Here is a 14,507-nt window from a genome sequence, read left to right as displayed (position 1 = left end):
GCCGTCTATCGGATCACGGCAATCTTTTCCACGTCGCCCTCAAACGTGCCGTCTTCCCCCTCCATCCGGACCCGGTAGAGGTACACGCCCGTTGCGACGCGGTCGCCGTCCTCGTCTCGCCCATTCCAGGTGAGCATATTCCATCCGGTCTTGCGAAGTCCTGCCCCCTCGTTCACGTCGGATCCTTCGAATTCACGAACGAGGCGGCCGCTGAGCGTGTAAATCCGAAGCGAAAAGTCGGTGGGACGTGTATTCCCCCCCTGGACCTGAAAGGCAAACTGGGTGTGGTCGCTCATTGGATTGGGGTACGGATACAGGTCCGTGATCACCTGTTCGGTTTGTACCCTGAACGTCACGGCGTGTGGTTCCCCCTCGTTGCCCTGCGCGTCCTGCGCCTCCACCTTCAGCGTGTAGGTCTGGTCCTTCGAGGGAAGAGTGGGCTCGTACAGAACGCGCGCTCGATTCTCTTCGTCGTCTTCGGGGGCCTGGAAGGTCAGGGTGGGGCCAGAAAAGGGAATCCGCTGATAGTTCGAGATGAGGTCCGGCCCATCTGAGGGAAGCCCCTCTTTTAGGTACACCTCCACGTAGGAGGTGTCCTTGAGCCGGAGGTAGGGGTTGTTGTCCCGCACCTGGATTTCGAGCGTCGGGTTTGTGGGGACGAACGGCAGGCTGGGATCCTGCAGGTTTTGGATGGCGTCGGGGGTTGGCGGGAGTTCCCGGCCTTCGGCGAGGACCTCTAGGGTGGGCGGCGTGTCGTCGGATTGGATGTAGAAGTTTCGGAGGGCCGTATTGTTGTAGGTGATTCGCTCGGGAGGACCGTCGGACTCGATCGTTACGGCAAGAAGAGTGGCCCCTGAACGACGATCCGCTGTGGAGAAGGAGAGGGAGCTCGTCTTTTCTGCCCCGGCATCAATGACGCCGAGGGTGTCGATGGCGAGGGTCGTTCGCGTGTTGGTTGCATCCACGAGGTCGTATCGGACGCGCACAGGGGCGGAGGCCACCGGTCCAAGGTTGAACACCGGCAGCGACACTGATTGCGAGGCGCCTTCCTGGAGGGTGTCGGGAATCGACTGCAACTGCGCCGGGTCGGTGAGAAGTTCGGGCACTCCGGTGTACCCTACGCTCCACCGCGAAAGGTTGGGAGCAGTGCGATTCGTTGAGTCGGTGAGGGTGGCGCGGAGGCGGACGTAGGGATGCGCAGACGGATCGATTGAGCTGAGGTCGCGCTCTCCGTTCAGGCCACCTACATCCGAAACGAGGAGCGTCGAATCACGAGCGAGAACGTCAATCTGGAGGTCGTCGCTCGCATCGGAGGGACTCGTCTGCCAGCGCATCGTTTCCCACGCAGTTACCGGACCAATGAGGGGGGTCGTAGTCGTGCCGCGTGGGTAACGGAAGGAGGGGGTAGAGGAGAGCTCAATTTCATTCACGGACGAGGCCTCGGATGGCGGAGACACCTGCTCGACAGTGGCGTCGGGGAATCCGTATCGAGCCTTCATCACCCAGAGGTGGTCGTATGTGAGGGTGTCGATGGCCGTCGAGTAGTCTTCTGGGGTGGGAGAAGAGCCTAGATTTTGAAAGAGGGACGTGACCTCATCGGGAACGGGAGCGCTCCCGCCGCCGGCGAGGTGTCGGGTTCGGGTGAAGACGTAGTCGCCTGATTCGACATGCTGGTCGAGGAAGTCGCGCAGACTGTTGATTGCCTGTTGCGTGTCGCCGATCTCTGGGTCGGTGAAGCGGTCGGGCAGCTCGTAGGTGGGGAAACTACTGGCCCCTTTTACGCGGCCTGTTTTTCCGTCTATCACCAGAACCCCGAAACCGAAGCCGAGTCGTACGTAGCGCTGGGTCCCCCCGACGACGAACCCGAAGTTTCTCGATCCGCTTCCTCGCTCGGAGAAGGTGATGATTTCGCGAGTGAAGGAGTTGAAGGTCCAGGAAGGACCCTGATGGGAGAGTCGGTTCTGTCGATTGACTTGAAACTGCCGATTCTGCTGCATCCACCCATCGGTTTGAAACGAGGAGCGGACCGTGAAGCTGGCCTGCGTCCAGGAAGAGGGCGGGTCCGAACGGTCGACCCGGGCTCGCCAGTAGTACGTGGTGCCCTCCTGCAATGCACTGCTCGGGGACCACTCGGTTACGGCCGACGATGCGTCAAGACGCGCTTCTTGCCGGGCCGGCGAACTGAAGTCAGGAACAGAGTCGAGTTGAATCTGCACGGGCACCGTCTCGGTCGTGCGCCGGAGCACACTGGTCCGGAGGGTAGGAGAGGGCGACTGCACGATGCCCTGATCCGCAGGTCGAATCAGATCGATGCCCGTGTCAAAGACTACTTGGGTCTGCTCGGCACTGTTATTCGTTTCGTTGGCTTCGTCGTAGGTGTTTGACCAGTCGGCAACAGCCCGGAACGTATTTGGGCCCAGGGCGCGCTCATCAGGGATGAAGGTGTACGACGTGTCCTGGTGCAGCGCGAATCGAGGGAAGCGAGCAGTGCGCTGCACCTGTGAGCCGTCGGGGCGCTGCCACGTGAACTGAAGGCCCACGCTGTCGCGGGGCACTAGGCCGTAATTGCGAAGCGTGACGTTGACCGAGAGCGGCTCGGCGGGGACGGGAGCCGATGGGGAAATCGAAATCTGATCCTCAGACAAATGGAAGTCGGGCTGTTCCGCAATTGCGATCCGAGTGGCAGGGTCGCCGAGCAGGCCGTAGGTAAGCAAGTGGCGTTGATAGAGACTGCTTGATCCAAAGTCGCGGGCAATTGATGCTTTGGCCTCTTGAATGGCCGTGCCCAGCACCCGCATAGTATCCTGAAAGACCCTGTGTGTGAGCTCGTCGCCCAGGCGAGCGGAGGGCAGCCGATTGCCCAGGGCCGACGTGCCCCAATGCGCGATACCTCCACTTCGGGAGCCGTCCACGGGGGAGGAGTCACTCCCGAGCGTTCCCACGACGAGCTGTTCGCCCAGAGAGGGGGCGCCCCGTTCTGAGTAACGCCCCCCCGCAAAGGATCCCGTTTTACAGCCGAGAGAGAGGATGACGGGGAGCCGACCGGCGTTCTCCCACTCCTTCGGCGCTTCGGTGACAATTTCCCACGTCTGCGCGGCGGAGTGCCCAAAGTAGCTCAACCAACCGGCGCCCCGCTCAAGGTCTACGGACAAAGAGTCCTGGAAGCTCGTATCGAGTGCATCGTCTGCCTGCTTATAGTAGCGCAAGGTATCCATCCCGGCGGCATAGAGGGTGTCGGCCGTGCCGGTGGCCAATTCGCCCCACTGGTTGGAGTAGAACTGCAGAGAGCTCTGTTCGCTCTCGCTCGTGCCCCCGGCCAGCAGCATCATGCGTTTTTGCCAGGCCGCGGGGGCGGCATTCTCGTAGGTCGACAGCTTATCGACAAAGAGCTCCCCCTGCGCGTTATTTCGGACCGGAATGCGGCCGACGGCCATGAACTCCGTCCAATCGCTGGGTCCGTTTGCCTGCATGACGTACCAGCCGTCGGAGGGCGAGTAGCCGAACGAGGGGACGGCCCACTCTGCACGAGAACGGGAAAGCCCCGGATCGATGGGATAGGGCGCATCTGCAAAAATGGTGAGGAACTGCGGGGCGGGCGACCAGGACTGCGTGGCGCGGGCGAAGCGCCGGATTGCGATGGGCGTAGGGCGCCCATAGTCGAACTCGTCGAACACGTTCTGGATCTGTACTACTGCGACCTCATAGTCGCTTTGTGTGCGTCGATACTCCGCCAACTCGCGCGCGGAGGAAAGCAGGGCTTCTGTGGTGAGGATCACGTAGTCGGCCCCGTGGGCCGAGGCCACCGACCAGTCGCTCGACTTGTCGGGACGAAGAGAGGCAGGCGACTTGAAGGACTGCTGGCCCACGGTCCAGAACGGTGTATTCGGACCTGTCGGGGAAGCAGACACTGTTCCTGTTCCGCCGGTCGTAGAAAGCACGTAGCGCCGGGCGTCGGCGGGATTGTAGACCTCTACGCGACTGCTCGAATAGCCGCTGAGCGAAAAGGTGTAGTTGGTGCCCGAGGGGGCAACGAAGCGCTGCGCGTCGTTGGCGGCCGCAAGCCGGCGAACGTAGTCGGCTTCCAGATAGTCGAGGAGGACGTAGTTGGGCGTGCTGCCAGGGGCGGGACAGTTGGAATCAGAGAAATTCTGGTTGATCGAGACGATCCGCACTCGAAGATCGCTAGGGACCCGATTCTGGTCGATGGAGGCGGTGACGGTTTGTCGTTGATACCCCTGCCATTCGACAGTGTCGAGTGCCTCGAAGGCCACCCCGCCCCCGCTCTGTTGAAGCTCTGCCTCGACTCGCACCCGATGGCACGAATTCGTCTCGGCGTCCAGCCGCACCGACACGTTCAATTGATCAGAGGTATTGGTGCGTCGGGACACCGGCAGCGTGTACGTGTCCTGGATGGTTCCGGTGTTGTTGTGAGAGAACCGGCGCCAGTAGTAGCCTTCCGATTCGGTGTAGAAGGCGTCGCCGCTCTCGTACGGGCGCCCGTAGTAGTACCGGTTGTCTTCTTCCACGTGAACCGTGTCGCGGAGTGAGGCTGTGGGCGTCGTGGAGGCAAACGACGGCGAGGTGTAGCGTTGGCCTGTCGTCTCTCCGCCCCACGTGAGCCAGTAGTGCGTGGTGTCGGTATAGAGGCTGCGGTACGGACTGCTCTGGTCGCTCGGGGTCTCGTACGCCCACAACTCGTCGGTGCCGCGGTTTCGGTGCCCGACGAAGTGAATTGCATCCGACGTACCGAAGGTGCCATCCTGCGGCCCGCTCACGTGAAGCGGGATTTCCTGGCCGTTTTCGTACAGGCGAAGGGTCGAGTCCGGAATTTCCCCGAGGGTCGTTCCGGCCGGCAGGGCCGATTGGAGCGCCGCCCCTGTGACGCGATACACTCCGTCTTCCACCACAGCAATGCGGACGTGGGGAGCGTCCGCATCGTACCACGACGCGTCGTAGGAGCCGGACACTTGTGCCCGGGCGAGCCCCGGGGCCAGGATTGTGCTGTAAACCAGTACGGCGAGTAGAGACGAACGGAGCATAGAGCGACGAGCGGAGCTCTCATGAAGAAGGCGTGCGTGGCCCGAGGGGCGTCTTCGGGCCAGCCTCGGTTCTCCTGTCAGGGCCGACCAACGAGAAGGGGCACGGGGTTTAGGGAGGAAAACAGTCGTCGGCTGTTACGGGTGGGGCACTGCACCGGTTCAGGGGGACAACGACGGTCTGCGGAATCAGGAGGCGGAGTGCGGAGAGGAGAACGAGGCTTCAGGAGAACTGCTCAGCAGGCGTTGACGAAGCTGTTCGCGGGCTCCTTGCGCCGGATCGCATAATGCCTGCAACTGGTGGAAGTGGGCTTCCAACGTGCGTCGGCTGTATGGGACCGGGGCATCGAGCCCGAGGATGCTGGGGTGGGACGTGGAATGTACGGTCTCGTTGGCGTGCGTTAGTTGCTCGCTGAGCTTTTCGCCGGGGCGGCGGCCCACGAATTCGATCATCGACTCGGGATCCACGTGCGGGTAGTAGCGCTCGACCAGCTGCTCGGCCAGCCACTGGATCCGTACCGGGTCGCCCATTTTCAGAATGTGGACGGGATGATCGTTGAACAGCAGCGTTTGCAGAATCAGGCGGCAGGCTTCGTCACTCGTCATAAAGTACCGCTCCATGTCCGGATGTGTCACGGGGAGAGCATGGCCGGCGGCCAACTTCTCCTCAAAGTGTGGAATTACACTTCCCTGGCTGCCGAACACGTTTCCGAATCGGACCGTGGTGCTGTGCATCGAGGGCGGGGCCGTCTGGACGTACCATTCAGCCAACTGCTTCGTGGCGCCCAGTACGCTGGTCGGCTCTACGGCTTTGTCGGTCGAGACGAACGTGAATTGCTCCACGTCATGCTGCTCCGAGAGCCGGAGGAGGTGAACGGTGGCCATTGTGTTATTGCGGAAGGCCTCGGCCGGGTGCCGTTCCATGAGGGGGACGTGCTTGTACGCAGCAGTATGGAGTACGACGTCCGGCTGCTCGCGGGTCATGAGGCCGTTGATGACAGTCTCGTCGCGCACGTCGGCAATGCAGAATTCGAGGTCGCCGTCGTAGGACCGGGTCCGAAGCGACCGTTCGAGATGGTAGAGGTTGTGCTCGCTCACGTCGACGAGTACCAGGCGGAAGGGGTTGAGGTCGAGAAGCTGGGCGCTCAGTTCCGAGCCGATCGAGCCGCCGGCCCCCGTTACGAGCACTGTTCGGTTCGAGAAGAAGTCCCGGAGGGCCGACCGGTCGATGTGGATCGGATCTCGGGCGACGAGGTCGCTCAGTTGAATGTTGGGGCGAGATGGGAGAGACGTTTTCTTCTCCGGGGCGGATGAGCGATGGGCATACTCAAGGGTGCGTCGCAGGAGAGCGCGGAGGCCGAGCACGCCGACGAGGGTGACGAGTCCGTGTGTGACCATCATGCCCCGCGGGGGCAGGTTGGCCGGATCCGTGACGTACGTAAAGGCGATGGAGGCTGTCCAGGCGCCCACAAGCCGACCGCCCACGTCGATAAACTCGTCGAGATGCATCTCCCGCGGGTCCATCGTGTAGAGCCCACTGGACCAAAGAGCGACTACGTACACCCCGAGAATGATGAAGATCGACAGGCTCCAGTCCGTGATGTGGGGGAGAAGCCACGTTCCGAAACGGAGTTTATGGCCGACGAGGAGCCCGAAATAGAGGATGAAAAAATCTGGGAGTAAGAGGAACGGGGAAAGTCCTCCCGGAGCCTTTTCGTCGAAAACGGAGCGGGTCAGATTGAAAGGACGAGACATCAGTTCGAGGCCGAGAGATCTGGGAGTCGGGGGGCAACGGGTCGTACGAAAACCGATGAGACCTTCAGGTCGACCCTCTCACGTTATCAATGAGGCTGGCATATTGGTTCATTAGTGCGGCCCGGTCGAACTGCTGATGGGCGACGGTTCGGGCATTTCTGCCCGCTTCTTCCAGACGGTCGGGGTTGTCGAAGACGCGCCGGAGCCGGTGGGCGAGGCGAGTCGGCGATTCCGGCGGGGTGTACCAGCCACACGCGTGCCGTTCCACGAGCCGTTTGGTCCAGCCGGGGTTGGTTACGACGACGGGCGTCCCGGTCGCGAGGCTGTCGTATAGCTTGCTGGGGGAGTTGGCTGCTAACACCGGGCGGTCGAGGAAGGAGACGAGCGACACGTCCGCCAGTGAAAAGAGCGCCAGGGTGTCCGGGTACGGAAGAGGATCGATGGCCCGAATGTGATCATGCTGATCGGCAGCCTGCTGAACGGCGGAGTCGTAATAGCCCCGTCCGGCAAAAGCGAAGAGAAGATCGGAGCGATCGGACAATTGTTGGGCCGCGTCGAGCAGGGTGGGAATTGCGTTGGCCCGGCCAAACTTCCCGGCATAGAGCACGAGAGAGGGGCGGTCGATTGAAAGATCTCGTCGCATTCTCGATCGCTGATCGTCCGTGATATCTGCGACGAGTTGAAGGTCCGTACCGTACTCCAGAGATGTCGTTGAGGCGTTTGGGGCAAGGGTGTGGACGTGGCGTTCCATGTCCGGGGAAACCGGTACGACGTGGGTCGCGCTCCGGTAGAGTGCGGACTCGAGTCCGTATAGAAGGGAGGGGAGCCCAGGGCCGGGAATTGCTCCCATCTGGATGGGGAATTCCGGCCAGAGGTCCTGCACTTCGAAAATCCACGGGAGGCCACGGAGAGAGGCCACTCCTGCCGCGACCATCGCTGCTGATAGGGGAGGGGAGGAGCCGATAATCAAGTCAGGAGGGGGCATCCGAAAGCCATGGGCAACGGCTCGAACGGCGTACGAAAGAAAGGCGCGGAGGCGCTCCAGAGACGACATTGAGTTGTGATAGGGCACGTCGAAGCGCACGAGATTGGCACCTGAAGGAACCCACGGGAAGTCTTGAGAAAGCCGTCTGGGCTCCCACGAGCGAGTCGTAATCACAGTTACGTCATGATCCTGCGCCAGACGCTTGACGAGTGCGTACGGCCGGGCGGCCGTGGGGCAGTCCGGCGTGTGGTAGTATTGGAGGAAGATGGCGATATTCATGCGCAAGAGGCATTAGAATTGCGGACGTGCAGGCACACCAACAGCGGTGCAATGGGGAGGAAGGTCTTCAGTGACGACCGCTCCAGCTCCGACGGTCGTATTTTGCCCAATCGTGACTTTGGGGAGGACGACGGATCCTGTTCCCATCGAAACGCCGTGTTCGAGGTGGACTCCCCCTGAGATGTGCGTTCCGGGATGCAGGGTGGCGAAGGCGTCGATCACGCTGTCGTGGCCGAGGGTGCATCCCATATTAATCACGACATGGGGCCCAATTTGGAGGTTCACGGCCAGGGCGGTTTCGGCGCGCACAATCGTTCCTGCGGCAATTTGATTCGTTCGGTGAGAGGAGGTGGAAGGGTGCGTGACGACAGCTGGGAACAGATCGGGTTGGTGGAGGCGCTCTGCGACCCGCTTCCGGTGGGTTCCGTCCCCAATCGCGATGGTGAAGTATATGTCCTGCTGGTGAGAGAGCCAGTCCGTATTCCCTAGTACAGGGTATCCCATCACCGAGGAGCCGAGCAAATCCTCGTTGTCGTCGACAAAGCCACGGAGGTCCCAGGACGGAGTCTCCGTATCGGCTGCCTCAACGAGAGCAGCGACGCCACGGCCCAACCCCCCGGCCCCAACGATGACAAGAGAGGGAGAGTCAGGCATGGGTGGAGTCCGATCTAGGGGAACGGACTGTGGGGTTGCGACCGTCCGGGCCGTACACCCCGATGCCCCGAATGAGTACGAGAGGAGTGCGGCCCAGGATGGTGAGGTCGAGCCAGAATCCTCGATGTCGGATATACCAGATGTCATGACTGATGCGTTCGGCCCAGGAAAGGACGTTGCGTCCGTGAATTTGTGCCCATCCTGTTAGTCCCGGGCGCACCTGGAGGCGGATGCGCTGACGGGGCGTGTATTTCTTCACTTGTCGAGGCAGAGCGGGACGCGGCCCCACGAGGCTCATCTCTCCCCGGAGCACGTTCCACAGTTGGGGACACTCGTCAATGGCCCAACGGCGGAGCGGAGCCCCCACTCGGGTTGTGTGAGCGGAGGGGCGGGTGGGGTCTTTCGGACCGGGGGTGAGGGTGCGGAATTTTAAAATTTGAAACAGGGTGCCGTGGCGTCCGGTGCGTTCTTGGGTGAAGAGTATGGGGCGCCCATCGTCCAGCCAGATGGCCGTCGCCACGAGGGCCAGAAGGGGAGACAGGATCAGCAGCAGAAGAGCTGCCCCAGCGACGTCGAAGAGCCGCTTCGAGACGGCATAAGGAGTATAGGGGGGCGACATTGCAGCAAAGCAGGATCTCTACAGAGAGGATAGTGCTTCTCGAAGCACCTCGACTACACGCTGGACGTCATCCAGCGTGAGTGCATCGTAAAACGGCAGCGCAATCGTTCGGTCCGACACGTGCTCACAAATTGGGAAGTCACCCGGCGCATGGTCCAGTCGGTCCCGGTGGTACGGCTGGAGGTGAATGGACGGAAAGTAGGGGGCACACCCGATCCCGTTGGACTGCAGGTGCTCCATCACCTGGTCCCGATCGTTTGCCTCGAAGGAGTCGCGGAGGCGTACGACGTACACGAACCAGCTTCGCGTGCCCTTCGGCTCCGTCGATGGGCGGTGGAGGTCGTCGGTGAGGGGGGCCAGGGCCTCTTGGTACGCATCGGCCACGGCGGCACGCCGGTCGAGAATCTCGCCAAGTCGGTCGAGTTGTGCACAGCCCAGTGCCGCCGAGAGTTCGTCAAGCCGGTAGTTGTATCCCAGGCGCGGGTGCCGCATTTGACCGTCGGCGGATCGTCCCTGGTTCCGCAGAGAACGGCACATCCGTGCCACGTCGTCGCGATCGGTGGTGATGCATCCCCCCTCCCCAGTCGTAATCTGCTTGTTGGGGTAAAACCCGAAGGCAGCGGCCTCCCCCCAGGATCCGATGGGCTGGCTGTCAATCGTCGCGCCGAGGGCTTCGCAGGAGTCATCGATGAGGGCCAAGCCGTGCGTGTCCGCCAAGTGAGTGAGGGCCGGCCAATCGACCGGCTGGCCGAACACATCGACGGCCAAAATCGCCTGCGTTCGAGGAGTGATCCTCTCCTCAATCCGCATGACATCGAGGTTGTAGCTCTGCGGGTCGATGTCGACGAAGCGAGGCGTGAGGTCTTCGTAGAGCAGAACATTGGTCGAGGCGACAAAGCTAAACGGAGTGGTAAGGACTTCCGCTCCGGGCTCCAGGTCTAGCGCCCGGACGATGCAGTGAAGGGCCGCAGTTCCACTGCTGACGCCGATGGCGTGGCGCGTCCCACACTGTTCGGCCATGCGGGCTTCAAACTGTTCCAGGACAGGACCGCGAGAGAGGCGAGACGAGTGGAGGACGTCTTGTACTCGTTCCAGTCCCGTTGAGGAGATCGACGGGCGGGCGAGGGGGATCGACGCGTCTGACTGAGAACGAGCGGACATGAGGGAAAACAAGAGAAAGTAAGACGACAGGCAACGTAAGCGTACAGACAGGGAACGGAAAGGTTGGAATTGTATGAATGTAATCAGGAGGGATGCAGGCCGGCACGTCTCCCGATTGAGAGGAGCCCTGTTGTCGCGACGCTATGTTGGCTGGACGCGAGGTGCATGTATGAGAGGAACGACTCGGGGATTTAATCCCACACGCTGCAGGAGAAGAGAAGTCGGGGGAGAGTAGCACGGAAAGAAGTCACAGGAAAGGGAAACCCGAAGGGGGATTTCCTGAAGAATCGATGCTTTTAGGTGGGACAGGAGGCAAAACGGGAGGCTAGGCGTTGTTTTTGTCACTACACTTCGAGTGATTGGAACGATATGCAGCTATCACTCTCAGTTCTTTACCTCTATCGATTGGAGACGCACCGTCTTCAAGAGGGCATTGAGCACGGTGCGCCAAAAGTCGTAAGGAAGAGCGCCGTTCGTTCGGTGGAGGGGTAGGAGAAGACTGAGCCTCCCGGGATTCCGAACAGGTATTCTGAGCCCGCTGTGAAGACAAACGGCCGTACCGGAATTCCGGAATCGAATTAGTTTTTTTTCTGTACTCATTTCTTTCTATCAGCGTCATGAATATAGCAATCATCGGGACCGGCTATGTTGGGCTGGTCACGGGGACCTGTTTTGCCGAGATGGGAAACCAGGTCACCTGTGTGGACATCGACCAGGAAAAGGTGGAGATGCTTCGGGAGGGCGAGCTCCCCATTTACGAGCCGGATTTGGAGCACTACTTCGCGCGCAACCGCAAGGAAAACCGGCTCCACTTCACCACGGAGCTCGAAGAGGCCGTGGCCGATGCGGAGGTCATTTTTATGGCTCTGCCGACGCCTCCGGGCGAGGACGGGTCCGCCGATCTCTCGTACGTGATGAGTGCAGCTGGGGACGTGGCGGATCTACTCGCCGCGGAAGAGGACGGGGACTACCGGGTCATCGTGAACAAGAGCACCGTGCCGGTGGGGACAGCGGACCGGGTTCGCGAAACGATGGAAGAGCGGGCACTTGTCGCGGGCGAGGACTTCGACGTCGTGTCCAACCCCGAGTTCCTGCGTGAAGGGGCTGCAGTGGACGACTTCATGAAGCCGGATCGTGTGGTGATTGGCACCTCCAGCGACAAAGCGGGCGAGATCATGACGCGCCTCTACGAGCCGTTTGTGCGGCAGGGCAACCCGATCTTGGTCGTGGACGAGCGCTCGGCCGAAATGATCAAATACACGGCCAACTCGCTGCTGGCAACTCGCATCTCGTTTATGAACGAGATCGCCAATATGTGCGATCGGGTCGGCGCCAACGTCGACAAGGTGCGCCTCGGCATCAGCAAGGACCACCGCATCGGGCAGCATTTCCTCTACGCCGGAATTGGATTTGGGGGCAGTTGCTTCCCGAAAGATGTGCAGGCCCTCCACCGGAAAGGACAAGAGCACGACTACGACTTCAAGATTCTCGACTCCGTCCTTGAGGTGAACGACCAGCAGCGTGAACTCCTTGTACACCGGCTCGACGAGTATTTCGACGGTGACCTGGAGGGCAAGAAAATCGCGATGTGGGGGCTTTCCTTTAAGCCCAACACCGACGACATTCGAGAAGCACCGTCGCACATCATCATCCAGGGCCTCCGCGAGAAGGGCGCCGAAGTGGCTGCGTTCGATCCGGAAGCGATCGAAACCACCCGAAACGTCTTCGGCGACACGATCGATTACGGGGAGAACATGTACGACATCCTTGACGATGCCGATGCGCTCGTCATCTGCACCGAGTGGCACGAGTTTCGACGCCCCAACCTTGCAGACGTGCGCGACCGGCTGGCCCGTCCGCTGATTTTCGACGGCCGGAATCTATACGAGCCGGGGCGCATGGCGGAGATGGGCTTTGACTACTACAGTATCGGGCGGCCGCACTACGCGCCTGAGGACGATCAGGAGGCGATTCAGGAAGCCATCGTCGAAAACGGTCAGCCTGCTGCGTAACGGCAGGCGGCCCCCCTTTCTCATCCTCTTCTCCTACTCTCATGCCACGCACACTCATCACCGGCGGCGCCGGGTTTCTCGGGTCGCACCTCTGTGACCGCTTCATCGACGAGGGCCATGAGGTGATCTGCATGGACAACCTCGTGACCGGCGATACCGAAAACATCGAGCACCTATTTGAGCTTGGACAGGATCGGTTTCGCTTCGTTGAGTACGACGTCACCGATTACATCCACGTCAACGGGGATCTCGACTACGTTCTTCACTTTGCCAGTCCGGCGGCCCCGGAAGACTACCTGCGGCTTCCCATCCAGACCATGAAGGTGGGGGCATTGGGGACCCACAAGGCGTTGGGCCTCGCGAAGGCGAAAGACGCACGGTTCTTGCTCGCCTCCACGAGTGAGGTGTACGGCGACCCGCTCGTTCACCCGCAGCCGGAAGACTACTGGGGCAACGTAAATCCCATCGGCGAGCGGGGCGTGTACGACGAGGCCAAGCGATTTGCCGAGGCGCTGGCGATGGCCTATAACCGTTATCACGGCGTTGAAACCCGCATCGTCCGGATTTTCAATACCTATGGCCCGCGCATGCGCATCGACGACGGGCGGGCCCTCCCAACGTTCATGTCGCAGGCCCTTCGCGGCGATCCTCTCACCGTCTACGGCGATGGCAGTCAGACGCGCGCGTTCTGCTACGTCGACGACTTGGTGGACGGCATCTACCGCCTCCTGATGAGCGACGAGTCCGAACCGGTGAACATCGGCAATCCCGACGAGATTACGATCAAGGAGTTTGCCGAGGAGATCATTGAGATTACCGGCACTGGAAGCTCCATCACCTACGAAGAGCTGCCCGAGGACGACCCACAGGTGCGGCAGCCGGACATTTCGCGGGCAAAGGAGATTTTGGGCTGGACCCCGGAGGTCGACCGGCGCGAGGGGCTTCAGCGTACCCTTGACTATTTCAAGAAGAAGGTTGACGCAGGGGTTGCTACCGAAGCGTAACTCGAAACGTTTGCTGCAAAGCCGCTTATTCGGCTGCAGCAGTTCTATTTCTTGCGGTTCTCCGAATTACCGTTCCTTGTATACTTATGTCCCTGTCATCGGACACCTCAGAACATCTGGATTGGCTGGAGTCGGAAGCCATCCACGTCATCCGAGAGGCGGAGGCGCAGTTTGATAATCCCGTCCTCATGTTCAGTGGAGGGAAGGACTCTCTTACGATGGTCCACCTCGCCCGGAAGGCCTTTTACCCGGGCCAGGTGCCGTTTCCGATTCTCCACGTGGATACGGGACACAACTTTCCCGAGACCATCGAATTTCGGGATAACCTGATGGAGGAGCATGGGCTCGAGCTCATCGTTGGGAGCGTGGAGGAAACCATCAAGTCCGGTCGGGCAAAGGAGGAGCAAGGGCCCGACGCGAGCCGCAACAAGCTCCAGATCGTGACGCTGCTGGATACGATTGAGGAGCATGGCTTCGATGTGGCGCTCGGCGGGGCCCGGCGCGACGAGGAGAAGGCCCGTGCGAAAGAGCGCTTCTTTTCCCACCGCGACCGATTTGGAAACTGGGACCCCAAAAATCAGCGGCCCGAGCTTTGGAATCTTTACAATGGCCGAAGCCGGAAAGGGGAGCACTTCCGCGCCTTTCCGCTGAGCAACTGGACGGAGCTGGACGTGTGGCAGTACATCCAGCAGGAGGACCTGGAGATTCCGAGTCTCTACCTCGCCCACGAGCGCACAATGTTTGAACGGGACGGTGTGCTTCTGCCGAAATCTCCGTACAACGATCTGCGGGAGGGGGAAGAGTACGTCGAGAAGATGGTTCGCTTCCGCACGATTGGGGACATGACGTGCACCGGAGCCGTGGAGTCGACCGCCACCACGCTCGATGAGGTGATCGCCGAGGTGGCCACCACGCAGCAGGCCGAGCGCAGTGCCCGTGCCGACGACCAGCGCGCCGAGGCGGCGATGGAAGACCGCAAACGCGAAGGCTACTTCTAGGCAT

The 14,507-nt window shown here is 61.0% G+C and carries 9 protein-coding genes; 3 read left to right on the top strand and 6 right to left on the bottom strand.

Annotated elements, in window-relative coordinates; all coding sequences use genetic code 11:
- Positions 1–5: 5 nt before the first annotated feature.
- The 6 genes from BSZ35_RS09315 to BSZ35_RS09290 form a co-directional block, all read right to left on the bottom strand.
- Complete coding sequence (locus tag BSZ35_RS09315; RefSeq protein ID WP_105012177.1) at positions 6–5,039, bottom strand: C25 family cysteine peptidase; 5,034 nt, start codon at positions 5,037–5,039, stop codon at positions 6–8.
- A 186-nt stretch (positions 5,040–5,225) separates the two neighbouring features.
- The gene (locus BSZ35_RS09310; RefSeq protein WP_105012176.1) at positions 5,226–6,791 is read right to left on the bottom strand and encodes a polysaccharide biosynthesis protein; all 1,566 of its coding nucleotides are present in this window, start codon (positions 6,789–6,791) and stop codon (positions 5,226–5,228) included.
- Positions 6,792–6,855: 64 nt separating this feature from the next.
- Positions 6,856–8,055: a glycosyltransferase family 4 protein gene (locus BSZ35_RS09305; protein ID WP_105012175.1), complete on the bottom strand. Its 1,200-nt coding sequence runs from the start codon at positions 8,053–8,055 to the stop codon at positions 6,856–6,858.
- A gap of 12 nt (positions 8,056–8,067) precedes the next feature.
- Positions 8,068–8,709, bottom strand: coding sequence for an acetyltransferase (locus BSZ35_RS09300; RefSeq protein ID WP_181149265.1), 642 nt, complete (start codon positions 8,707–8,709; stop codon positions 8,068–8,070).
- Positions 8,702–9,328 (bottom strand): sugar transferase, encoded by a 627-nt coding sequence (locus BSZ35_RS09295; protein ID WP_105012173.1) that lies wholly within the window; start codon positions 9,326–9,328, stop codon positions 8,702–8,704. Before BSZ35_RS09295 ends, BSZ35_RS09300 begins: the two co-directional genes overlap by 8 nt.
- 18 nt (positions 9,329–9,346) lie before the next feature.
- On the bottom strand, positions 9,347–10,489 hold the full coding sequence (locus tag BSZ35_RS09290) for a DegT/DnrJ/EryC1/StrS family aminotransferase (RefSeq protein WP_105012172.1): 1,143 nt from the start codon (positions 10,487–10,489) through the stop codon (positions 9,347–9,349).
- Positions 10,490–11,106: 617 nt separating this feature from the next.
- On the opposite strand from BSZ35_RS09290, the gene BSZ35_RS09285 reads away from it, so the two are divergent.
- The 3 genes from BSZ35_RS09285 to cysD all read left to right on the top strand — a co-directional run bounded on the left by BSZ35_RS09285 (position 11,107) and on the right by cysD (position 14,503).
- Complete coding sequence (locus tag BSZ35_RS09285; protein ID WP_105012171.1) at positions 11,107–12,501, top strand: UDP-glucose/GDP-mannose dehydrogenase family protein; 1,395 nt, start codon at positions 11,107–11,109, stop codon at positions 12,499–12,501.
- A 41-nt stretch (positions 12,502–12,542) separates the two neighbouring features.
- A complete protein-coding gene (locus BSZ35_RS09280; protein ID WP_105012170.1) occupies positions 12,543–13,505 on the top strand; it encodes a UDP-glucuronic acid decarboxylase family protein in 963 nt (320 codons plus the stop codon).
- Between the two features lie 86 nt (positions 13,506–13,591).
- Positions 13,592–14,503: a sulfate adenylyltransferase subunit CysD gene (gene cysD / locus BSZ35_RS09275; protein ID WP_105012169.1), complete on the top strand. Its 912-nt coding sequence runs from the start codon at positions 13,592–13,594 to the stop codon at positions 14,501–14,503.
- The last annotated feature ends 4 nt before the right edge of the window (positions 14,504–14,507 follow it).

This window comes from Salinibacter sp. 10B, from assembly GCF_002954405.1.
Taxonomy (GTDB): Bacteria; Bacteroidota; Rhodothermia; order Rhodothermales; family Salinibacteraceae; genus Salinibacter.
This window is presented reverse-complemented; position numbering and strand designations above follow the sequence as displayed.

Excerpts from the sequence above, each read along its gene's own strand:
- BSZ35_RS09280 (WP_105012170.1), top strand. The coding sequence starts at position 12,543 with ATGCCACGCACACTCATCACCGGCGGCGCCGGGTTTCTCGGGTCGCAC.
- BSZ35_RS09285 (WP_105012171.1), top strand. The coding sequence starts at position 11,107 with ATGAATATAGCAATCATCGGGACCGGCTATGTTGGGCTGGTCACGGGG.
- cysD (WP_105012169.1), top strand. The coding sequence starts at position 13,592 with ATGTCCCTGTCATCGGACACCTCAGAACATCTGGATTGGCTGGAGTCG.
- BSZ35_RS09310 (WP_105012176.1), bottom strand. The coding sequence starts at position 6,791 with ATGTCTCGTCCTTTCAATCTGACCCGCTCCGTTTTCGACGAAAAGGCT.
- BSZ35_RS09290 (WP_105012172.1), bottom strand. The coding sequence starts at position 10,489 with ATGTCCGCTCGTTCTCAGTCAGACGCGTCGATCCCCCTCGCCCGCCCG.
- BSZ35_RS09305 (WP_105012175.1), bottom strand. The coding sequence starts at position 8,055 with ATGAATATCGCCATCTTCCTCCAATACTACCACACGCCGGACTGCCCC.
- BSZ35_RS09295 (WP_105012173.1), bottom strand. The coding sequence starts at position 9,328 with ATGTCGCCCCCCTATACTCCTTATGCCGTCTCGAAGCGGCTCTTCGAC.
- BSZ35_RS09315 (WP_105012177.1), bottom strand. The coding sequence starts at position 5,039 with ATGCTCCGTTCGTCTCTACTCGCCGTACTGGTTTACAGCACAATCCTG.
- BSZ35_RS09300 (WP_181149265.1), bottom strand. The coding sequence starts at position 8,709 with ATGCCTGACTCTCCCTCTCTTGTCATCGTTGGGGCCGGGGGGTTGGGC.